19 protein-coding genes are annotated in these 22119 nt (G+C 62.1%); 10 read left to right on the forward strand and 9 right to left on the reverse strand.

Annotated elements, in window-relative coordinates:
* Nucleotides 1-4 precede the first annotated feature (4 nt).
* Entirely contained in the window at nucleotides 5-1135 is a 1131-nt protein-coding gene (locus QF039_RS07610; RefSeq protein ID WP_307517245.1) for an MFS transporter, read from the forward strand.
* Here the strand turns inward: QF039_RS07610 and QF039_RS07615 are convergent.
* Nucleotides 1125-3287, reverse strand: a complete 2163-nt coding sequence (locus QF039_RS07615) for a TonB-dependent siderophore receptor (RefSeq protein WP_307517246.1) — start codon at nucleotides 3285-3287, stop codon at nucleotides 1125-1127. The two genes, QF039_RS07610 and QF039_RS07615, sit on opposite strands and share 11 nt — an antisense overlap.
* A 190-nt stretch (nucleotides 3288-3477) precedes the next feature.
* Here QF039_RS07615 and QF039_RS07620 point away from each other — a divergent pair, with 190 nt between their 5' ends.
* The gene (locus QF039_RS07620; RefSeq protein ID WP_008430737.1) at nucleotides 3478-4257 is read left to right on the forward strand and encodes an acetoin reductase; all 780 of its coding nucleotides are present in this window, start codon (nucleotides 3478-3480) and stop codon (nucleotides 4255-4257) included.
* Nucleotides 4258-4390: 133 nt separating this feature from the next.
* On the opposite strand, the gene QF039_RS07625 is transcribed toward QF039_RS07620, so the two are convergent.
* Nucleotides 4391-6256 carry a sigma-54-dependent Fis family transcriptional regulator gene (locus QF039_RS07625; RefSeq protein WP_003219161.1) on the reverse strand — a complete coding sequence of 622 codons (1866 nt, stop codon included), beginning with the start codon at nucleotides 6254-6256 and terminating at the stop codon, nucleotides 4391-4393.
* Between the two features lie 310 nt (nucleotides 6257-6566).
* On the opposite strand from QF039_RS07625, the gene QF039_RS07630 reads away from it, so the two are divergent.
* Genes QF039_RS07630 through QF039_RS07640 form a run of 3 tightly spaced genes read left to right on the forward strand, consistent with a single transcriptional unit; the run spans nucleotide 6567 to nucleotide 9697 of the window.
* On the forward strand, nucleotides 6567-7544 hold the full coding sequence (locus QF039_RS07630) for a thiamine pyrophosphate-dependent dehydrogenase E1 component subunit alpha (protein WP_003219159.1): 978 nt from the start codon (nucleotides 6567-6569) through the stop codon (nucleotides 7542-7544).
* A 39-nt stretch (nucleotides 7545-7583) separates the two neighbouring features.
* Nucleotides 7584-8603: an alpha-ketoacid dehydrogenase subunit beta gene (locus QF039_RS07635; RefSeq protein ID WP_003219158.1), complete on the forward strand. Its 1020-nt coding sequence runs from the start codon at nucleotides 7584-7586 to the stop codon at nucleotides 8601-8603.
* Nucleotides 8600-9697 carry an acetoin dehydrogenase dihydrolipoyllysine-residue acetyltransferase subunit gene (locus QF039_RS07640; RefSeq protein WP_177041334.1) on the forward strand — a complete coding sequence of 366 codons (1098 nt, stop codon included), beginning with the start codon at nucleotides 8600-8602 and terminating at the stop codon, nucleotides 9695-9697. The genes QF039_RS07635 and QF039_RS07640 overlap by 4 nt, the downstream gene beginning before the upstream one ends.
* A gap of 105 nt (nucleotides 9698-9802) precedes the next feature.
* On the opposite strand, the gene QF039_RS07645 is transcribed toward QF039_RS07640, so the two are convergent.
* Nucleotides 9803-10720, reverse strand: a complete 918-nt coding sequence (locus tag QF039_RS07645; RefSeq protein WP_087694147.1) for a helix-turn-helix domain-containing protein — start codon at nucleotides 10718-10720, stop codon at nucleotides 9803-9805.
* A 140-nt stretch (nucleotides 10721-10860) separates the two neighbouring features.
* Between QF039_RS07645 and QF039_RS07650 the strand changes: the two genes are divergently transcribed.
* From QF039_RS07650 to QF039_RS07660, 3 genes are all read left to right on the forward strand, one after another.
* Nucleotides 10861-12219: a glutamine synthetase family protein gene (locus tag QF039_RS07650; protein WP_003219154.1), complete on the forward strand. Its 1359-nt coding sequence runs from the start codon at nucleotides 10861-10863 to the stop codon at nucleotides 12217-12219.
* Between the two features lie 149 nt (nucleotides 12220-12368).
* A complete protein-coding gene (locus tag QF039_RS07655; RefSeq protein ID WP_003219153.1) occupies nucleotides 12369-13457 on the forward strand; it encodes a polyamine ABC transporter substrate-binding protein in 1089 nt (362 codons plus the stop codon).
* The gene (locus tag QF039_RS07660; protein ID WP_307517247.1) at nucleotides 13454-14752 is read left to right on the forward strand and encodes an FAD-binding oxidoreductase; all 1299 of its coding nucleotides are present in this window, start codon (nucleotides 13454-13456) and stop codon (nucleotides 14750-14752) included. Before QF039_RS07655 ends, QF039_RS07660 begins: the two co-directional genes overlap by 4 nt.
* 709 nt (nucleotides 14753-15461) lie before the next feature.
* On the opposite strand, the gene QF039_RS07665 is transcribed toward QF039_RS07660, so the two are convergent.
* A complete protein-coding gene (locus tag QF039_RS07665) occupies nucleotides 15462-15950 on the reverse strand; it encodes a type VI secretion system tube protein Hcp (RefSeq protein WP_017475247.1) in 489 nt (162 codons plus the stop codon).
* A 187-nt stretch (nucleotides 15951-16137) separates the two neighbouring features.
* On the opposite strand from QF039_RS07665, the gene QF039_RS07670 reads away from it, so the two are divergent.
* On the forward strand, nucleotides 16138-17052 hold the full coding sequence (locus QF039_RS07670) for an NAD synthetase (protein WP_307517248.1): 915 nt from the start codon (nucleotides 16138-16140) through the stop codon (nucleotides 17050-17052).
* Complete coding sequence (locus QF039_RS07675; protein ID WP_307517249.1) at nucleotides 17049-17537, forward strand: hypothetical protein; 489 nt, start codon at nucleotides 17049-17051, stop codon at nucleotides 17535-17537. The genes QF039_RS07670 and QF039_RS07675 overlap by 4 nt, the downstream gene beginning before the upstream one ends.
* 4 nt (nucleotides 17538-17541) lie before the next feature.
* Here the strand turns inward: QF039_RS07675 and QF039_RS07680 are convergent, their stop codons facing one another.
* The 5 genes from QF039_RS07680 to QF039_RS07700 are packed head-to-tail and all read right to left on the reverse strand — an operon-like array spanning nucleotide 17542 to nucleotide 22115.
* A complete protein-coding gene (locus QF039_RS07680) occupies nucleotides 17542-18573 on the reverse strand; it encodes an ABC transporter substrate-binding protein (protein ID WP_003218283.1) in 1032 nt (343 codons plus the stop codon).
* A gap of 17 nt (nucleotides 18574-18590) precedes the next feature.
* Complete coding sequence (locus QF039_RS07685; protein ID WP_008430551.1) at nucleotides 18591-19694, reverse strand: FAD-binding oxidoreductase; 1104 nt, start codon at nucleotides 19692-19694, stop codon at nucleotides 18591-18593.
* On the reverse strand, nucleotides 19691-21034 hold the full coding sequence (locus tag QF039_RS07690; RefSeq protein ID WP_307517250.1) for an NAD(P)/FAD-dependent oxidoreductase: 1344 nt from the start codon (nucleotides 21032-21034) through the stop codon (nucleotides 19691-19693). Before QF039_RS07690 ends, QF039_RS07685 begins: the two co-directional genes overlap by 4 nt.
* Nucleotides 21031-21321, reverse strand: a complete 291-nt coding sequence (locus QF039_RS07695) for a (2Fe-2S)-binding protein (protein WP_003218277.1) — start codon at nucleotides 21319-21321, stop codon at nucleotides 21031-21033. The genes QF039_RS07690 and QF039_RS07695 overlap by 4 nt, the downstream gene beginning before the upstream one ends.
* Nucleotides 21321-22115, reverse strand: a complete 795-nt coding sequence (locus QF039_RS07700) for an ABC transporter permease (RefSeq protein ID WP_003218275.1) — start codon at nucleotides 22113-22115, stop codon at nucleotides 21321-21323. The genes QF039_RS07695 and QF039_RS07700 overlap by 1 nt, the downstream gene beginning before the upstream one ends.
* Nucleotides 22116-22119 lie beyond the last annotated feature (4 nt).

The following is a 22119-nucleotide window of genomic DNA, read 5'->3' on the forward strand; positions in this document are numbered from 1 at the left end:
CTGGATGATGTTGAAAAAATTGCTGGTGCTGGCGGTGGCGCTGCTGATGTTCCCGCAGATCGCACAAACCCTGTATAGCCCTGCGCTGGCGGATATCGGCCAGGCGTTTGCGGTAGGGCCCGAGGCAGCGGGGCAGACCTTGTCGGTGTACTTTCTGGCCTTCGCGTTCGGGGTCGTGGTGTGGGGACGCTTGTGTGACCGCTTCGGCCGGCGCCCGGTGATGCTGGCCGGGTTGGCCCTTTATGGCGCGGCCACAGCGCTGGCCTTGGGCGTGCGTGCGTTCAACGGCCTGTTGCTGGCCCAGGCGGTGGCGGCGTTTGGTGCGGCGGTGGGGTCGGTGGTGACGCAAACCGTGCTGCGCGACCGCTTCAGTGGCGCCGAACTGGCGCAGGTGTTTTCAGTCGTGGGCATTGCCCTGGCGGCCAGCCCCGCCATTGGCCTGTTCACTGGCGCGGGCCTGGTGCAGCACTTTGGCTATCGCGGGGTGCTCACAGGCTTGTTGCTGCTGGCGCTGACGTTATTGGCCTGGTGCCTGTGGGCCTTGCCGGAAACCCGCCCGGCCTCGCTGCCCACAGCGTCGTTGCGCGGCACCCTGGGCCTGATGCTCAAGGATGCGGCGCTGTGGCGTTCGGTGGGGCTGGTCGCGGTCTTCAATATCTCGCTGTTCAGCTATTACAGCCTGGGGCCGTTTGTGTTCCAGCGCCTGGGGTTGTCTGCCGAGCAGTTCGGCTACAGCGGCGTCCTGCTGGCGTTGGGATCGGGGCTTGGGGCCTGGCTCAACAAGGGGTTGCTCAAGCGCGGGGCCGGCAGCGAACAGCTGGTGCTGGCAGCCGGTGGCGTGATGTTAGTGGGCAGCGCGCTGGTGGTGCTGTTACAGGACCGTTGGCTGTTCGTGTTGCCGATGCTGTTGGTGGTCATGGCCTTCGGCATGGCGATTCCCAATGTCCTGGGGGCGGCACTCACGGCTTATCGCGACCGCCTTGGCACCGCCGGTGCCTTGTTCGGTTTGCTGTATTACCTGGTGATCGGGGTGGGGTTGACCTTGGCAGCCTGGGTCCAGCAGTTGGGCTGGACCCTGTTGGTGTGCGCCTTGGTGGCGCTATGCCTGGCGATCCCGCGTACCGTCAGAAATTGACCGTGGCACTCAAGCGCGCCGTCAACGGCGCACCCTGGAACAGGTAGTCATCGCCCATGTATTCGCCGGCATCGCGCCAGTAACGCTTGTCGAACAGGTTGTCGACGCTCAGGCGAAACACCGTTTCATAGCCATCGAGTTTGGTGGTGTAGCGGCTGCCGACGTTGACGATGGCGTAGTCGCCCACTTCCACATCACCGGTGCGATTGGCGTACTTGTTGGCGCTGTATTGCACGCCGCCGAGCAGCGCCAGGCCGTCGACCCAGGGCAGGGCGTAGTCGGCGTACAGACTGGCCCGCAGTTTCGGCACGTTGATCGCCTGATGGCCTTCGTATTCCGGCGTGCCGCTGCCCGTCACCCGTGCACGGATGGCCGCGACGCTGGCGGCGATCTGCAAGCGCTGGGTGGCCCAGCCGTTGGCGGACAATTCCAGGCCGGTGTTTTTCTGCTCGCCCTGTTGCACGTAGGTGTAGTCGCCAGAGTCGTCCGGCCTGGCGTATTGATAGGCCTGGCGAGTCTGGAAGATCGCGGCGGCAAAGCTGATGCGGCGCCAGTCGTATTTCACCCCGGCTTCGATCTGGCGGGAAACTGTCGGGGCGAGGGTTTCATCTTTATTCAGGGCAAACCACGGCGCGGTACCGCCCAGGGACAGGCCTTTGCTGTAGCTGGTGTAGAGCGACAGGTTTTCAATCGGTTTGTAGATCAGTGCCGCCTGGGGCAGGAACACATACTGCCGGGTGTGGCGCGACTCGTTGCCCTGATCATCGAAAGCCTTTTCGTCCAGGCGCACTTCGCGGCCGCCCACGATGGTCTGCCATTGCTCGTTGAAGCTGATGCGGTCGGTGACGAACAGGCCGTATTGGCGGCTGTCGAGGTTGCGATGGCTATCGTTCAGGGGCTTATCGGTGGGCGCGAAGTTTTCCGGGTCCTGATTGATATTGCCGGAGCCAATCATCTCGTTGACCGATTCGCGCTTGTCCACCACTCGCCGAAACGCACTGCTGCCAAACGTCAACTCATGCCCCAGGCCACCGGTATTGAACAACCCGGTCATCGCGGCCTGGATTTCATCATCGCGCCGGGTGTCATCAGGGCTGCGGAAGTCGTAGATATCGTAGTTGCCTTCCGGGCTGAAGTAGTTTGGTACCTTGGCCCCGGCACAGCTCGCGGACCCGTAGCAGCCCCACGCAAACGAACTGTAATCATCAATCACCACCTTGCTGCGCGCCGCGCTGACGCTGCCTTTCCACTGGTCACTGAAGCGATATTCAAACTTGCCGTTGAGGTTCAGCGAATCAATCCCTACCTGATTCGCACCGCTCTGATGCCCCAGCAGTTTTTTCGGCGACGCGTCGTGCGGCACCTCGGTCCCGCCCAGCAGCTGATAACCCGGCACCGAGCGCTGTTGCTTGTTCTGATACTCGGCATCCAGCTGCAATACCGCGTCGGGGCTGATGTTCCAGTCGAACGCCAGGGACAGGAAATCCCGGTGGCCATTGGCATGTTCGACATAGGAATGCAGGTCTTCATGGGCCACGTTGGCGCGCAGGCCGAACTGCTGCTCGCTGCCAAACCAGCCGCCCACGTCGGTGGCCAGGTAACCACTGCCGCGATCATCGGTGGACACCGTCACCGAGCGCACATCCTCCGGGCGCTTGGTCACGTAATTGATCACGCCGCTGGGCTCGGAAATCCCGCTTTGCATACCCGACAATCCCTTGAGCAGCTCCACGCGCTGCTTGTTCTCCAGGGCAACGTTCTGCTCGCCGGTGATGGTGCGGCCATTGATCTTGTAACTGCTGGCGGCATTCAGCGAGAAACCGCGCACCACGAAGTTTTCGTAGTAGCCGATGGGCGCATAGCTGTCGCCCACCGAGGCGTCATTGCGCAGCACTTCGCTGAGCAAGCGCGCCTGCTGGTCCTTGATCAACGACTCGTTGAACACCGCGATCGAGGCCGGCGTGTCGAGCAACGGCGCCTCATTGAAAGCGCCCACCGACGCGGTGTCGGTGTTATAGCCGGATTCATCCTGGCCCTGGACCTTCACCTCCGGCAGCTCGATATCAGCCGCCTGGCTGCTTCCAATACCTGCGCTGAGCAACAGGCCGAGGGCAAAACGTGAAGGGGCAGCGGGGCGAAGACGCAAAACCATGGGGGAAGGCCTGAGAGCGCAGAGCGGAGGGCGCATAAGCTAGGCATAACGGCGGCGTTTTACAAGTTTTCGAGAATGGTTCGCTTTGAGACGTCCCGTCTCAGCCCGCAGATCAATCCTGCTGCTGCTCGACAGCGGCCCCTGGCAACTGCGATAGACAAGGCTTCTCTCACCGTTGAAGGAGATCGTCATGAGTATCGCTGGAAAAGTTGCACTGGTGACCGGCGCCGGGCAAGGCATCGGCCGGGCCATCGCCCTGCGCCTGGCGCGGGATGGCGCCGACATAGCGTTGGTGGACATCAACAGCGCGAAGATTGAAGCGGTGGCGGCCGAGGTGGTTGCACTGGGGCGCAAGGCCTCGGTGTATGTCGCCGATGTCTCGAAGCTGGAGCAAGTGGTCGCGGCGGTGGACCATGCCCACCAGACCCTGGGCGGCTTCGACATCATCGTCAACAACGCCGGCATCGCACAGATTGACGCACTGCTGGACGTGACTCCGGAACAGGTCGACCGCACGCTGCGTATCAACGTGCAGGGCACGCTTTGGGGCATCCAGGCCGCAGGCAAGAAATTCAAGGCGCTGAAGCAGAAGGGCAAGATCATCAATGCCTGCTCGATTGCCGGCCATGAAGGCTTTGCGTTGCTGGGGGTGTATTCGGCCACCAAGTTTGCCGTGCGTGCGCTGACCCAGGCCGCCGCGAGGGAACTGGCCAGTGACGGGATTACCGTCAACGCCTACTGCCCGGGTGTGGTGGGCACGGATATGTGGGTCGAGATCGACAAACGCATGGCCGAGATTACCGGCGCCGAGGTGGGGGCGACGTACAAGAAGTATGTAGACGGGATTGCGTTGGGCCGGGCGGAAACGCCGGAGGATGTGGCGGGGCTGGTGTCGTACCTGGCGGGGCCGGATTCGGATTACATGACCGGGCAATCGCCGTTGATTGATGGCGGGATTCTGTACCGCTGAGCCGGCGGAATCACTCGGTCAAAAAATGTGGGAGCGGGCTTGCTCGCGAAGGCGGAGTGTCAGTCACCGGAAATGTTGACTGGTACACCGCCTTCGCGAGCAAGCCCGCTCCCACATTTTTGACCGTGTTGGGTCAGTGCTTGCCGGGCATGTCGATACCCAGCTGGTTAACCCGCCGATACAAGGTCGCCCTGGAAATCCCCAACGCCTGCGCCGCCGCCAGCGGCTTCCACCGATGCCGAATCAGTGCGTCCAGCACCAACTGCCGCTCAGGACTCACGCTTTCCGATGTTTCCACCGCAACCGCGTCACCACGAACTTCCACCGGCAAATCCGCCAGCTGAATCGTCCCGCCGTCGCACACCGCACACGCATACGCCAACACATGCCGCAGTTGCCGCACATTCCCCGGCCAGGCATAACCCAGCAGCGACTCCAGCGCCGCTGCCGCGATCCCGACCGCAACACCGCTGTGCCGCGCCTCCTGCTCCAGAAGTCGATTGATCAATGCCAGTTTGTCCATGCGCTCGCGCAATGGCGGCACACAGAACCGCGCACAGCCCAACCGGAAATACAAATCCTCGCGAAAGCTTCCAGCACTCACCAGCGCCGCCAAGTCCCGATGGCTGGCGCAGATCACCTGGATATCCACCGCCCGGGTTTTTGCCCCGCCCAGCGGCGCCACTTCACCTTCGGCCATTACCCGCAGCAGTCGCGTCTGCAACGCCAGCGGCATGTCGCCGATCTCGTCGAGAAACAACGTGCCGCCATCGGCCTGCAACAGCAGCCCGGTCATGCCCTTGCTGGAGGCACCGGTAAATGCCCCGGCCACGTAGCCGAACAGTTCGCTCTCGATCAGGTTTTCCGGGATCGCCGCGCAGTTCACCGCCACAAAGGGGCCGTCGCGACGGGCACTGCGTTCATGCAACTGGCGGGCAAACACTTCCTTGCCGGCGCCGGTTTCGCCCTGGACCAGCACCGGCAGGTTGCGGTCCTTGACCCGCACGGCCAGGCGCAGATGTTCTTCTACTCGCGGGTCTACCTGATGACTCGAAGACACCGTCGCACGTGCAGCCTTACGCCGCGGCGCGCTGACCCGTACCTGCAACGCCCCCGGCTCGCCGAGCCAATGCAACTGCTGCGTCGATTGATCGGTCACGGCGCGCAACGCGTCCAGGTCAAACACTTCGCCGATATGCTCCGGCAACTGCCCGAAGCGCAATCTCAGGGCCTGCCGCGCCTTGCTGTTCAAGGCTTGCAGCCGCCCATCCTGATCCCACGCCAGCAGCATGTCCGGCTGGCTGTCGACGTAACCGGGCGTGCTGTGGGCCTGCAACACCCAATGTTGCCGGGCGCTGTGCATGAAAAACGCGTTCTCGATGGCCCGCGCGCTTTGCGCCACCATCTGCCGCACCAGGTGTTGGCTGCGCCGGTCATCCGGCGATTTGAGGGCGGAGGCGTCCATCACGCCCAGCAGGTTGCCCTGGGGATCAAAGATGGGTGCGGCAGAGCAGGTCAGGCCGATAAACGCCGCACGAAAGTGGTCGCGCTTGTGCACGGTGACCGCGGCCTTGCTGGTCAGCACCGTGGCCACGCCGCAGGTGCCTTCCTCGGCTTCCGACCAGCAGGTGCCGAGGTACAGGCCGGCCTTGCGGCAGTCGTTGCGAATGCCGGCGTCCACGCGGTGGTCGATGGTCTGGCCCTGGGCGTCGGTGAGCATCACGCAGTAATCGGCGTGGCGCACCCGGTTGTGAATCTGCCCGACTTCCTCACTGGCGATGCGCATGAACAGTTCGGCGCGTTCGCGGCATTCCTTGAGCAGGGTGCTGGTGAGGATGCGCGGCCCTTGCAGTGAACCGGGGTCGAGGTGGTGCTGCTCCATGGAGCGGCGCCAGGAATCAAAAATCAGCGACGGCACCGGAGCCTGGGGCAGTCGGTCGGCGTTGCGTACCACGCGGCTGACACAGTCGACATGGTCCTTGGAGTTCACGGCGAGCATTGAAGCCTCCGGTTCTCGATCCTTGTTGTTATGCCCGCCATTAAGCGCCCATGGGCCGGGAGGAACAAGGCCGGCCTGACCAACTGCCCGAGGTGAGACGCAGCGTCTCATTGCGCCGCAGACGCTGCGGGCAGGTTGCAACGGCGCGTCTCATTGAACGGTCCACAGTGGCACGTCCACGCTTCCAGGCAACTGCTCTGGGTCAAGGCTTTCCCGGGTTTTCCAGCGGATTGGCACAGGCCGTGCTGAGTGCCTTGCAGCTGGCCTGATCCAGCCTTTTGTGTGTCGAGACAACCTGGAGAACAACAAGATGTCCACTCACCTGTCCACCGATCAACTGCTCCATGCCTACACCGTGATGCGCACCATCCGTGATTTCGAAGAACGCCTGCACGTGGAATTCGCCACCGGCGAGATTCCCGGTTTCGTGCATTTGTATGCCGGCCAGGAGGCCAGCGCCGCCGGGGTCATGGCCCACCTCAACGATGAAGATTGCATCGCGTCCAACCACCGTGGCCACGGCCATTGCATCGCCAAGGGTGTGGACGTGTTCGGCATGATGGCCGAGATCTACGGCAAGAAAACCGGGGTGTGCGGCGGCAAGGGCGGCTCCATGCACATCGCCGACCAGGAGAAGGGCATGCTCGGCGCCAACGGCATTGTGGGTGCCGGGGCGCCGCTGGCGGCCGGTGCGGCCCTGGCGGCCAAGCTCAAGGGCAGCGCGGGGGTGGCGGTCGCGTTTTTCGGCGACGGCGGCTCCAACGAGGGGGCGGTGTTCGAAGCGATGAACCTGGCCTCGATCATGAACCTGCCGTGCCTGTTCGTGGCCGAGAACAACGGTTATGCCGAAGCCACCGGGTCCGGCTGGTCGGTGGCCTGCAAGGACATTGCCGAGCGCGCCGTGGGTTTTGGCATGCCGGGGGTGATTGTCGACGGCAACGACTTTTTTGCCGTGCACGCCGCCCTCGGCGTTGCGGTAGAGCGTGCCCGCAGCGGTAAAGGGCCGACGCTGGTGGAGGTCAAACTGAGCCGTTTCTACGGCCACTTCGAAGGCGATGCGCAAACCTATCGCGGCCCGGACGAAGTGAAAAACCTGCGGGAAACCGGCGACTGCCTGAGCCTGTTTCGCCAGCGCTGCACCGCCGAAGGCTGGCTCGACGCAGCGCAGTTCGAACGCATCGACACCGAAGTCGCGCAGCTGATCGAAGACGCCGTGCGCCTGGCCAAGTCCGATCCCAAACCCCAGGCCGCCGACCTGCTGAGCGATGTCTACGTCGCCTACCGCTAACCGCCACCCACTACAAAAACAATCCGTGGAGAAGTCATCATGGCTAGAAAAATCAGCTATCAGCAGGCAATCAACGAAGCCCTGGCCCAGGAGATGCGCCGCGACCAGAGCGTGTTCATCATCGGCCAGGACGTGTCCGGCGGCACCGGTTCGCCCGGTGAACAGGACGCCTGGGGCGGCGTGCTCGGCGTCACCAAGGGGCTGTATCCGGAGTTCCCCGACCGCGTGCTCGACGCGCCACTTTCCGAGGTCGGTTATGTGGGCATGGCCGTCGGTGCAGCCACCCGTGGCATGCGCCCGGTGTGCGAGTTGATGTTCGTCGACTTTATCGGCTGCTGCCTCGACCAGTTGCTCAACCAGGCGGCGAAGTTTCGCTATATGTTCGGTGGCAAGACCACCACGCCGCTGGTGGTGCGCGCCATGTACGGCGCCGGCCTGCGTGCGGCGGCCCAGCATTCGCAGATGCTCACTTCAATGTGGACGCATATTCCCGGGCTCAAGGTGGTGTGCCCGGCCACGCCCTATGACGCCAAGGGCATGCTGATCCAGGCGATCCGCGACAACGACCCGGTGATTTTCCTCGAACACAAAATGCTCTACAGCCTCCAGGGCGAAGTGCCGGAAGAGCTGTACACCGTGCCGTTCGGCGAAGCCAACTACGTGCGTGAAGGCAACGATGTAACCCTGGTGACCTACGGGCGCATGGTGCACATCGCCCTGGAAGCCGCCGCCAATCTGGCGCGCCAGGGTATCGACTGCGAAGTGTTGGACCTGCGCACCACCAGCCCGCTGGACGAAGACAGCATCCTTGAAAGCGTGGAGAAAACCGGGCGCCTGGTGGTGATCGACGAGTCCAACCCACGCTGCTCGATTGCCACGGACATCAGTGCATTGGTGGCGCAACGGGCGTTCGGCTTCCTGCGCGCGCCGATCGAAATGGTCACCGCGCCTCACACGCCGGTGCCGTTCTCCGATGCCCTGGAGGACCTGTACATCCCCAACGCGGCGAAGATCGAAGCTGCGGTGCTGAAGATTGCCGACAAGAGGAATGCCGCATGATCCATACACTGACCATGCCCAAGTGGGGGCTGTCGATGACCGAGGGCCGGGTTGATGTCTGGCTCAAGCAGCCGGGCGACCGGGTGGAGAAGGGTGAAGAGGTGCTGGATGTCGAGACCGACAAGATTTCCAGCAGTGTCGAGGCACCCTTCAGCGGGGTGCTGCGACGGGTGTTGGCCCAGAGCGATGAGACCTTGCCCGTGGGGGCATTGCTGGCAATCGTGGTGGAAGGCGAGGCCAGCGAGGCCGAGATTGATGGGGTGATCGAGGCGTTCCAGGCGGGGTTCGTTTCCAGTGCCGCCGAGGCTGAAGCCAGCGGGCCATCGGCACAGAAGGTCGAGGTGGGCGGGCGCCTGCTGCGCTATCTGGACCTCGGGGAGGGCGGCACACCGCTGGTGCTGGTGCACGGCTTTGGTGGCGACCTGAATAACTGGCTGTTCAATCACCCGGTGCTCGCGGCTGAGCGGCGGGTGATCGCCCTGGATTTGCCGGGGCATGGCGAGTCGGGCAAGTACCTGCAAACGGGCGAGCTTGAAGAGCTGAGCCAGGCGGTATTGGCACTGCTGGATTATCTGAAGGTTGACCGGGTACACCTCGCCGGGCATTCCATGGGCGGGCTGGTTTCCCTGAACCTCGCGCGGGTGGCACCGCAGCGTGTGGCGTCGTTGACCCTGATCGCCAGCGCTGGATTGGGTACGCAGATCAACAGTGATTACCTGCAAGGTTTTATCGACGCGAGCAATCGCAATGCACTCAAGCCGCAACTGGTTCAACTGTTCAGCGATCCGGCGCTGGTGACTCGGCAGATGCTGGAAGACATGCTCAAGTTCAAGCGCCTGGAGGGTGTGGAGCAGGCGTTGCGGCAGATCACCGGGGCGTTGTTCAGCGGTGGTCGGCAGTTGGTGGATCTACGCAACGTTGTCGGGCAGCAGCCGAGCCTGGTGATCTGGGGCAGTGAGGACGCAATCATTCCGGCGAGCCATGCCCAGGGGTTGGAGGCTCAGGTGGAGATACTGCCGGGGCAGGGGCATATGGTGCAGTTGGAGGCGGCGGAGCGAGTGAATCAGTTGATGCTGGCGTTTCTTCGGACCTGATCGTTCCCACGCTCCGCGTGGGAATGCCGCCCTGGACGCTCCGCGTCCCGAGGGTGACGCGGAGCGTCACAGGATGCATTCCCACGCGGAGCGTGGGAACGATCTTCAAGACCAGCGGTGTTTTTGGTGGCGCTTCAGGGTCTCGCTGGGCAACTCCTGAAACAACGCCCGATAGCTGTTGGAAAACCGCCCCAAATGCCAGAACGACCAATTCATCGCCACCTCCGCCACGGTGGTGTCCACTGACGGCGGGTTCAACAACTCCCGCCGTGCACTGTTCAACCGGCGCAACCGCAACCACTGCGCCGGGCTCATCCCGGTATACGTCTTGAACCCGTGCTGCAACTGGCGCAACGGCACCCCGGCAATGCGCGCCAGCTGCAGCAGGTTGACGGTTTCATCCGGCACATCCGCCGCCCATTCGCCAATGCGCGCCATGATGATTCGCTCCTCGGTGCGTCGCTGCAATGAGCCCTTGTCGAGGCACACGCAGGCGTTGTCGAGGATGAACAGGCAGTCGTCGAGCAACTGTTGCGTAAGGGCATCACGACTCGGCGGGTCAAGCGTCGCCGACAGCCGCGTCAGCGTGCCGCTGAGCCAGCGGCTGAACAACGGGTTTTGCAGGGAGTTGAGCGGGGCCATGAACAACCCCTCCAGCTTCGCCACATCCAGACCATGGCGCTGGACAAACTGCGGCCCGAACACCACTGCCACTTCGCGGTAGTTTTCCGGGGTGATCCAGGTGTTGCGGCTTTCGCCATTGAGCACGTACAGCGCGTTGTCGCTGCCATCGAAACAGAACGCCAGGGAACCCGGCGGCGCGTTGAAGTTCTGCTCCACCCGGGTGTTCATCCGCTCTTCGTACACCTCGACACCTTGCAGGTCGAGATAGCGGATCTGCCCGGCAAAATGCCCCGGGGACATTTGCTGGTACTGCTGCACCCAACCGGGTGTCGCACTGCATTGAGCGGCCACATCACCGGTGGTGAAGGCCTGTACGCGCAAAGCTGTTGCCTGTGTCATGGGTAACCTGGGCGCACTCTATTGGTGCGTTGTGGTTGGCGCAAAGTGGATAGATGCCGTTGGACGGCTGGCCCAAGATAGACCTCAATGCGCCGCGAGGGAAGCCCGCGGCGCAGCATCCAACCCATGACGAGGTCCTTATGAACGCCCCCTTCGATCAGCTGTCCGCCTGGCTGAAAGAACACAAGATTACCGAAGTCGAATGCGTGATCAGTGATTTGACTGGCATCGCACGCGGCAAGATTTCGCCCACCAACAAGTTCCTGCATGAGCGAGGCATGCGCCTGCCGGAAAGTGTGTTGCTGCAAACGGTAACCGGGGACTTTGTCGACGACGACATCTACTACGACCTGCTGGACCCGGCCGACATCGACATGATCTGCCGCCCGGTGTCCAACGCCACCTACGTGGTGCCATGGGCCATCGAGCCGACGGCCATCGTGATCCACGACACCTTCGACAAGCAGGGCAATCCCATCGAACTGTCGCCGCGCAACGTGCTGAAAAAGGTCCTGCAACTCTATACCGACCAGGGCTGGCAGCCGATTGTCGCGCCGGAGATGGAGTTCTACCTGACCCAGCGCTGCGAAGACCCGGACCTGCCGCTGAAGACCCCGCTGGGCCGTTCCGGTCGCGCCGAAAGTGGCCGCCAGTCATTCTCCATCGACGCTGCCAACGAGTTCGACCCGCTGTTCGAAGACGTCTACGACTGGTGCGAAGCCCAGGGCCTGGACCTCGACACGCTGATCCATGAAGACGGCCCGGCGCAGATGGAAATCAACTTCCGCCACGGCGATGCCCTGGACCTGGCCGACCAGATCACCGTGTTCAAACGCACCCTGCGCGAGGCTGCACTCAAGCACAACGTGGCGGCCACCTTCATGGCCAAACCGGTGGCCGACGAGCCCGGCAGCGCCATGCACCTGCACCAGAGCGTGGTGGAGATCGCCACCGGCAAGCAGGTGTTTGTCGATGAGCACGGCAACAAGAGCCAACTGTTCCTCAACCACATCGGCGGCCTGCAGAAGTACATCCCCAAGCTGCTACCGATGTTTGCGCCTAACGTCAACTCGTTCCGCCGCTTCCTGCCGGACACCTCGGCACCGGTCAACGTCGAGTGGGGCGAAGAAAACCGCACCGTCGGCCTGCGTGTACCGAGCTCCAGCCCCGACGCCATGCGCGTGGAAAACCGCCTGCCGGGCGCCGACGCCAACCCGTACCTGGCCATCGCCGCCAGCCTGCTGTGCGGCTACCTCGGCATGATCGAAAAGGTCGAGCCCAGCGCCCCGGTGGAAGGCCGTGCCTACGAACGCCGCAACCTGCGCCTGCCGATCACCATCGAAGACGCCCTGGCGCGCATGGAAGAGTGCGACACCGTCAAGCAGTACCTGGGGGACAAGTTTGTGCGCGGCTACGTCGCGGTCAAGCGCGCCGAACACGAGAACTTCAAGCGGGTGATCAGCTCCTGGGAACGTGAATTCCTGCTGCTGAGCGTCTGACGACTCGTCCGTAGCTTAGCGAGGCTGCGTCGGGCCCACCGCAATTGTGTCTGATACAACGCTACGCAGCCTCGCCAAGGCTCGACAGCTGCTACGGGCAGAATGGCTGGATGAATACATAAAAATCAATCAAGCAAAGGGGTGTCGATATGCGTCTGGTGAAAAAGCTTCTCCCGCTGGCCTTGGCGGCGTTGTTCAGCAGCGCGGGCCACGCCGCGCAGACGGTCAGTGTGTACAACTGGACCGACTACATCGGTGAGACCACCTTGGCCGACTTCCAGGCCAAGACCGGGATCAAGGTGATCTACGACGTGTTCGACTCCAATGAAACCCTGGAAGGCAAACTGCTCGCCGGCCGTACCGGCTACGATGTGGTGGTGCCGTCCAACCACTTCCTGGCGCGCCAGGTAAAGGCCGGCGCGTTCCTCAAGCTGGACCGTTCGCAGCTACCCAACTTCAAGAACCTCGACCCCAAGCTGCTCAAGCTGCTGGAGAAAAACGACCCGGGCAACGAGCATTCGGTGCCGTACCTGTGGGGCACCAACGGCATCGGCTATAACGTGGACAAGGTCAAGCAGGTGTTGGGCATTGACCATATCGACTCGTGGGCCGTGCTGTTTGAACCGGAGAACATCAAGAAGCTCCACGAGTGCGGCGTAGCGTTCCTCGACTCGGCGGATGAACTGTTCCCGGCGATCCTCAACTACATGGGCAAGGACCCGCGCAGCGAGAATCCCGAAGACTACAAACAGGCCGAGGCCAAGCTGCTGACCCTGCGGCCGTACATCACTTATTTCCATTCCTCCAAGTACATCTCGGACCTGGCCAACGGTGATATCTGCGTCGCCTTCGGTTATTCCGGCGACGTGTTCCAGGCGGCCAACCGCGCCAAGGAAGCCAAGAACGGCGTGAACATCGCCTACTCGATCCCCAAGGAAGGCAGCAACCTGTGGTTCGACCTGCTGGCCATCCCGGCGGACGCCGCCAACCCGAAAGCCGCCCACGCCTTTATCAACTACTTGCTGGACCCTGAAGTGATCGCCAAGGTCAGCGCCAGCGTCGGCTACGCCAACCCGAACCCGGCGGCCAAGGCCTTCATGGCCCCCGAGCTGGTGAACAACCCCGAGATCTACCCGTCCCAGGAAGTGCTCGACAAACTCTACATTTCCACCACCCCGACGCCCGCCGTCATGCGCTTGATGACGCGGTCCTGGAGCAAAGTGAAGACCAACAAATGAACCGTTCCTCCTCCGACCACGCTCGTTCCTATTACCTGGCTTCGGCCAACGCCATGCCCCGGCGCCCAGCGCTGGGGGCTGACCTGACCGCCGATGTGTGTGTGATCGGCGGTGGGTTCACCGGGGTCAACACCGCCATCGAACTGGCCCAGCGCGGGCTTTCGGTGATCCTGCTGGAGGCCCGGCGGATTGGCTGGGGCGCCAGCGGGCGCAATGGCGGGCAGTTGATACGCGGGATTGGGCATGACGTATCGGGCTTTGCCAGGTACGTGGGGGAGGAGGGTGTGCGTTACCTGCAGCAGGCCGGGATCGATTCGGTGGCGCTGGTGGGCGAGCGGATTCGCGAGCACGGGATTGAGTGTGATTTGCGCTGGGGGTTTTGCGAGTTGGCGAATACGCCGGCGCAGTTTGCGGCGTTTCAGGGGGAGCTGGAGAGCCTGGCTGCCTTGGGGTATGCGCCTGAAACGCGGTTGGTGGCATCGCAGGATATGGCGCAGGTGGTTGGCTCAGGCTTGTATGCCGGTGGCCTGGTGGACATGGGCTCCGGGCATCTGCACCCGTTGAACCTGGTGCTGGGGGAGGCCGGTGTGGCCGAATCCCTTGGGGTGCGGATCTTTGAAGACAGCCCGGTGCTGGAGTTGATCCATGGCGACACGGTGCAGGTGCGTTGCGAGTTTGGCAGCGTGCGCGCCGGCAACCTGGTGCTGGCGTGCAATGCGCATCTGGAGGAACTGGAGCCGAAGTTGAGCGGCAAGGTGCTGCCAGCGGGGAGCTACATCATTGCGACCGAGCCGCTGTCGGTTGGGGTGGCTGATCAGTTGATTCCGCAGGACCTGGCGTTGTGTGATCAGAAAGTGGGGTTGGATTATTACCGCCTTTCGGCGGATCGGCGGTTGTTGTTTGGGGGGGCTTGTCATTATTCGGGGCGTGATCCGGTGGATATCGCGGGGTATATGCGGCCGAAGATGCTCAAGGTTTTTCCGCAGTTGGTGGATACGGCGATTGAGTTTCAGTGGGGGGGGAAGATCGGCATCACCGCCAATCGCTTTCCCCAGGTGGGGCGCCTGAAGCAGCATCCGAATGTGTTCTATGCCCAGGGGTATTCGGGGCATGGCCTTAACGTGACGCATTGGTGTGCGCGGTTATTGGCTGAGGGGATTCAGGCTGGGCAGAGCCGGGGGTTGGATATTTTCAGCCAGGTGCCGCATATGACTTTCCCGGGGGGGAAGGTGTTGCGTTCGCCGCTGTTGGCGTTGGGGATGTTGTGGTATCGGGTTCGGGAGATGGTGGGGTGATTGATTGGGTACATATCCGTTTCTTCGGTAACGGCCACCTATGGTTTCGCTCTTACAGCGAGTCAGTTTGCAAAAGCGGCAAAGTAACCAAAGCGCTCTGCCCCGCCTGTCGGCGCCTCGCCTAGGCTCGGCGTTCCCTCACTCCGGCATTACTCCGCGGGCCGCCGCGACGGGCCATCCATGGCCCGGCGCGGCTAAACCGGCGTCCTGCCGGTTTACCCGCTGCGCAATACCTGCGTTCGGCCTCGGGCTGATTGGGGCAGTCAGATCAAAAGCAAAAGCACAGCGGCCTCCCGGCCGGCTTGAGTGTTAAAAGCATAAGCAAAGACCAGAGCGAAAACAGATCTGCTTTTCTGTGGGAGCGGGCTTGCTCGCGGAAAAACCTGAGGTCGCCGCGTTCATCCAGAATGCCCGCGTCATCGTTAACGACCTTCGCGAGCAAGCCCGCTCCCACATTTGGACCGTGCCCGCATTATCTTTTGATTTACAACACTCAAGCCGGCCGGTAGGCCGCTGTGCTCTTGATCTGCTTTTGATCTTGATCTTAGGCGCCCCGTTAAACCACGCTCCAAAGCCGGAGTGAGCACACCGAGCAAGAGCCTTTTGGTTACGTTTGGGCTCACTTTCAAAAGTGACCCGCTGTAACAGCGGAACCGGGCGGTAGCCTGCCAGCCAACGAGCGGCGTGCCTGACGCACGCCGCTTCCGGGTCACATTTTGCTGTTCTCGCGAATATTCCATCCGTACTTGATCGCTCCCCCGTCTTTGCCACCATCCGACTTCTGCGGCTGATAGCTGACTTCCACCTTGGCGAAGTTCAGGCTGATTTCTTCGGTCAGCACGTCGCTCGTCGTTACCGCAGTGGTCTCGTAGGACGACACCATCACCTCCTTCAAAGTGATCACCAGGTATTCCACCGCGCTGCTGCCGCCGGCCTTGCGCACCACAAGCCTTGCCTCGGGATAATGCTTGCCGGTGGAGCAGGCCATCATCAGGTTGGGCGTGGACTTGTCCAGGGCCTTGCTGATCGCCAGGTTGCCCATATTGACCTTGCCCGCACCACCGCCCGTGCCGGAATGCATGTTGCCCGACTGGGTCATGCGCCATCCCCATTTGTTGATTTCGATTTCATCTCGGTGTGCCTGGTCCTTGGACTCACCCTTGATGTCTCCCAGCTTTAAAAACATATCAACGGCCATTGTCGCTCCCTGTTCCTGTGTTCACCGGTAGTGGCGTGGGGCGTACTTTTCCTATTCGCGCGATGGCCTACAAGAGGTGGGAACAGGATCAGGAAGTGCCTGTCGAGAAAAAGTAAAACCTCCGACATTTTTTCGGGATATGGATTCTTTAGGCTCTGCGCTCTTGTGAAATCCCGGAGTAAAAGGAATGACTTCCAGCCTCTTGAAGGACGGTTTTCCCAGTGCGCACCTCACCACCCGTGAGCGGATTGAAAGCAGCATCGACCTGCGGCGCCTGTTTGCAAGCATTGATGCCGATCCGGCGATTGCCGGGGCAGGGGTGGTGTATCTCGATGACCAACTGTGGCCGGTAACCTTGCGTGAGTTTCAGCCAATTTGCAGTGTGCTACCCAAGCGAGTGATCTTGCGGGAAATGCCACGGTCCATGGCCCGCCTGGATTTTGTCCGGCAGTTGGAGCACGAACCTAGGGAGTCGCAGGTGGTGTTTGAGGCGGTGGGGATGGGGTTGGCGTGTACGAGTGCGGTGTTGGGGTGGATCGTGGTGACAAGTGGTTCAGCGGCGATCCCTTTTACACTCGGTACCAGTTCCGTAGTGGTGGCAATTGGCTTCAGTGCTACTGCCGCCAGTACGGCTCAATGTTTTAACGCTGGGTATCGGGTGTACAAAGAAGTGACCGAGCCTTCACGTAATGACATGTTGGACAGTGAGCAGTGGTATCAACGCGCAATAGCTGTTTTGGACGCAATATCTCTTATCGGTGCGAGCACGTCGTTTCTGACGACGGTCAAGCTTGTAAGAACCATCAAGGCTGCAACGGCAAAAAGTTGGCGGGATGTACTCAGAGGGTTAAGTCGGCAAGAACGCGCGAAACTGACCAAGGAGCTGCTAAGTATCAATCACCCGCAGTTAACCTCGAAAATGTCGAAGCTTAAGCAGGCGTCTGGCGCGTTACCCAAGCGATTTACATCTGCAGAGCTTAAGCATGCGACGCTTACCCAAATAAAAGATGTCGTTGGAGCCTCCGCTGCGGTGATGGGAAGCGCCACGTCTGGAAATTTGAGAACGATTGCCGTGGGTTTGTACGAGGAGTTCGCTGAATGATTTTTCTGATGAGCCTTCAAGAGTTCCTGAACTTTCTAAAACGCTACTTTCCAACATTTATGATGGCTATTTATGCCCAGATATTTACTTTTGCGTTCGGTATTCCCTTGATGTTTGACAGTTATTTTAAAGAGATGCCTGTCGGGGATAACCTCAGATATTCATTTTTTACCGGCCTTGGTCTGGCTTTGCTGGCTTCGCATTGCAACTTCATGATCGCCCGCGGCTATCCTGGTTGGGTATGGATTCCCGTGGTACTGATGACTCTGTGCCTGCTCGGCGTTCTGCCGACGATTGACTATCGCCCGCATAAAGTCTTCTACGTGTTGAGCATTCTGTTCCCCCTTCTTGCGCTGCTGTTGCTTAACAGCAAACGCCACCGTGAAGTGCGTAGCGAGTGGGTCAAGCTGCGTCAGAAGCGCCATCGGGTCATAGCGATCATTCGGGGCCGGCGCCGAAAAAAACAGCGCCAGTCATCAGCATGACTGTCTACCGCTCAATCGACCGACTCCACCGCGCATTCCACTCGGGCCGTGCCTGGTTCACCTGGTCCCAGTCAATCGAAATCGCCGTCTGCAAATAACTGTTCATCGCCTCCACCCGCGCCCGGGTTTTGTCGGTAGTCGGCGTCGTAGGATTCGAAGGAATCTGATCCCCCAGTTCCAAAGCCGGCGCCTGCGCCTCTGCGGTCAACAAGAACTGCGCCAGTTTCTGCGCCAACTCCGGCTGGTCATTCCGCGCAATCACACACTCCGCCACGTTCAACACCACCGCGCCTTCCTTCGGCTGCGCATACTCCATCGGCACACCCAACAACTGCTGCGTGGTCACCTGCGTCGGCGTCAGCGGAAAGATCGCCGCCTCATCCGTCTGCACCATCTCGGAAATCTTCGCCGAGCTGGCGATGTACTCCAGCACATTCGGCCCAACCGTTTTCGGCCAGGCCTTGAACCCCGGCTCCACGTTGGTCTCGCTGCCCCCCTGAATCCGGTTGAACATCAGGAAACCATGCAACCCAAATGTGGACGAGGCCAACGACTGGAACACCACCTTGTCCTTGAAGCGCGGGTCGGCCAGGTCCATCCACGACGTCGGCGGCGCCCAGCCCTTTTCCTTGAACATCTTGGCGTTGTAACCCAACCCGGTCACCCCGAGCGTCACCGCAACCGCTTCTTCCTTGATCTTCGCCTTGGCCGGAATCTGATCCAGGGTCGGATTGGGCGTGAGCTTCTCGCACAACCCCATGGAAATCGCGCGGTACATGATGCCGTCGTCGAGGAACATCACGTGCATCTGCGGGTTGTCCTTGTTGGCCTGCACCTTGGCCAGGATGTCCGACGAGGTGCCCGGCACGATCACCACCTTGACGTTGTTGGCCTTTTCGAACGCGGGCAGCACCTTGTCGGCGTAGACCCGCTCCATGGTGCCGCCGTTCATGCCCAGGTACAGCGTCGGTGCGGCGTGGGCCGCCGTGCTCAACAGGGCGAGGGACAGGCAAGACAGCGCAGTACGTTTGATCATGTGCATGAATCTTCCTCTCAGGCTTGGAAACGACGGATGGAAAATGCTTCGATGGGCTGCCGGCTGGCCCCCGTGCAGACGATCTCTGCCAGGGCTTCACCGACCGCAGGGCCGAGCTGGAACCCGGCGCCGGCAAAGCCGAAACCGTGAAGCAGGCCGGGTTGGGTGCTGCTGTCGCCGATCACCGGTTCGTGGTCGGGCAGATAACCTTCGGTGCCGCTCCAGGTACGGATCGCCTGGGCGCCCTTGAGGAACGGGTACAACTCGCCGGCATTGCGCAGAATCTCCAGCACCGCCGCTTGCCCCGGGCGGGCTTGTTGCGGGCCCAGGGCAAAGCCGCGCCCGCCACCGAGGATGCAATTGCCCCGGGCGACTTGCCGCGCATAAATCCCGCCGCCTTCGACCCCGGTGCTCACGTCCATCACCACCGGCAACGGCTCGGTCACCAGCATCGCCGGGTGCGCCGAGGTCATCGGCACCGGCTCGCCAAAGTGCGCGGCCACGGTGCCGGCCCAGGCGCCGGCGCAGTTCAGCAGCCAGGGGGCTTGCAGCTGCAGCCCATTGGCACAGCGCAACTGAAACCGCTGGCCGTCATGTTCAAGATGGGTGACTTCGGTTTGCTCCATCACCCGAGCACCGTGGCGTTGCGCTGCGCGGGCAAAGGCGGGGGAGACCAGGCGCGGATTGGCGTGGCCGTCTTCGGGGCATAACGACGCGCCGACTGCCACATCACCCACCCACGGGAACCGGGCGCGCAGTTGAGCGTGGTCGAGCATTTGCAGGCCCAGGCCAAAGCCGCGTGTAGCGTCGGCGTAAGCCTGCAGAGCCGCCAGATCGTCATGACTGCGGGCCAGTTTCAAATGCCCGGAGCGCACGTATTCGCCGTCAATGCCAATCAGCCCCGGCAAGTCGGACCATAGCTCATGGGCACGTTGCGATAGCGGCAGTTGGTGCAATGGCCGCCCCTGGCGCCGCACGCCGCCATAGTTCACACCACTGGAGTGCGAGCCACAAAAGTCCCGCTCCAGCAGCACCACGCGGCGACCTTTCTGCGCCAGCATCAAAGCCGCCGAGGCCCCGACAATCCCGCCACCCAACACGATCACTTCACTGTCGATCATGGCTGCACCTCCACGCCAAACGGCAAGGGTTTGATCGGTGCCTGGCCACGCAGGCGGCCAACGTTTTCAATCTCGCGGCCACTGCGTTCGGCAATGATTTCTGCCGCTGCGAGCCCGCACATCCGGCCCTGGCAGCGGCCCATGCCAACCCGGCAATGGGCCTTGACCCGGTTCACTTCCCAGTGGCCTTCGTCCACCACCGCGCGTACTTCGCCGACGCTGACTTCTTCACAGCGGCACAGGATCAGTTCGTCCGGAGCTTCAGCGGCCCAGTTTTCCGGGAAGGGGAAGGCGGTTTCCAGGCCGTGGCGAAAGCGCTGGATACCTGCCAGTTGTTGTTCCAGCACGGGCCCGCGACGGTGGTCGATGGCAACACCGCTGTCTTCGAGCAAGGCCAATGCCGCTCGCTCGCCGGCCATTTGCGCCGCATCGGCGCCCATGATTCCTGCACCGTCGCCAGCCAGATACACCCCCGCGACACTGCTACGCCCGGCCGCATCTCGCTGGGGCAACCAGGCGCGGTTCAATGCATTCCAGGCAAATTCACACCCAAGTAAATCCGCCAGTTGGGTCTCGCTGCGCAGGGCATGGGCGAAGGCCACGGCATCACAGGCGATTTTCTGCTGGTCCCAGTGGATGCCCGTCACTCGTTGCTCGCCGTTGATGTGCGACAACGTTGCCCCTTGATGCACCGGGATGCCGTGGGCCGTTAGCCAGGCGCGGTAGTACAAACCCTTGGCCAGGGTCGCCGGCTGGCCGAGCAATGCCGGCAGGGCGCGGCATTGGGCGCTGAACGGCGCGCTGTCGAGCACCGCCACCACCCTGGCCCCGGCCTTGGCGTACTGATACGCCACCAGGTACAGCAACGGCCCGCTGCCGCAAAACGCGACACGCTCACCGATGGCGCAGCCTTGATACTTCAGCGCGATTTGCGCCGCGCCCAGGCTGTACACACCGGGCAGCGTCCAGCCCGGCACGGGCAGGATGCGGTCGGTGGCGCCCGTGGCGACGATGATCTGCGCGTATTCGATGCTTTCGGCGTGGCCGTTGTTGAGCATGTCCAGGCGGCCATTTTCCGCATTCCACACCAGGGTTTCCGGCCGGTAGTCGATCCGGGTGGCCAGCTCATCCATGGTGCGATGCAGCGCTGTCGCCTTGCCCGCTTCAAACCCATACAGCTGCTTGGCCGAGCGCTGGAAGTTCGCCGGCTGGCGCCGATAGATCTGGCCGCCACCGCGCAGGCTCTCGTCCACCAACACCGGGGTTACGCCATGGTCCAGCAAGGTCCGGGCTGCGGTAATGCCCGCCGGGCCTGCGCCCACTATCACCACGCTCTTCATGCCTGGCGCCCCGGGTCACGGCGAATCGCCTGGCCGTCTTCCAGCAAGGTCGAACAGGCGCGCACTCGTCGACCATCTTCCAGGCGTACCCAGCAATCCTGGCAGGCCCCCATCAAGCAGAAACCGGCGCGGCGTTCGGCGCTGAAATCACTGCCCCGCAGGTGCTCGGCGCAGGTCAGTACGGCAGTCAGCAAGGTGTCCCCGAGTAGGCCCGTGGCAGGCTGTCCATCGAGGGTGAACGCCAGGCTGGGCCGCTCGGTCTCGGCCAGTCGTTTGAACAGTGCCATCAATGTTTCCCTACCAACACGCGATCCAGGCCGTAGACCCGGTCCAGCAGAATCATTGCCGCCGCCGTCAACCCGATCACCAGCGCCGACACGGCCGCCATCATCGGGTCGATGGATTCGGTGGCGTACACGTACATGCGCACCGGCAAGGTCTGGGTGGCCGGCGAGCTGACAAAGATCGACAGGGTCACTTCATCGAAACTGTTGATAAACGCCAGCAACCAGCCGCCGGCCACGCCGGGCAGAATCATCGGCAAGGTGATCTGGCGAAACAGAGTGAAGCGGCTGGCGCCGAGGGATTCGGCAGCCTGCTCGGCGCTGCGGTCAATGCCGATGGCGGCCGCCAATACCAGGCGCAATACGTAAGGCGTGATGATCACCACGTGGGCCAGCATCAACCAGGTGAAGCTGCCGTTGACGCCCATCATTGCGAACAGCCGCAGCATCGCCACCCCCAGCACCAGGTGCGGGATGATGATCGGCGAGAGGAACAGCGCACTGAAGAAGTTACGGCCGGGGAACTGGTAGCGACTGATTGCCAGCGCCGCCGGCACCGCGATCAACGTCGCCAGGGTGGCGGCAACGAACGCCAGGACCAGGCTGTTGTAGAACGCCTGGATAAAGTCCGCGCGCTCGAACACCGCATGAAACCAGCGCAGGGAGAAGCCCGAGGTGGGCAGGCTCAAGGTGTTTTCCGGGGTGAAGGCGACGAGGCACACCACCACCAGCGGCGCCATCATGAACAGCACCACCAGGCCGTGAAAGCCCAGGGCCAAAGGACCGTTTCTGGACATCGTC

Origin of the sequence: Pseudomonas sp. W2I6, from assembly GCF_030815935.1 — a bacterium.
Lineage (GTDB): Bacteria > Pseudomonadota > Gammaproteobacteria > Pseudomonadales > Pseudomonadaceae > Aquipseudomonas.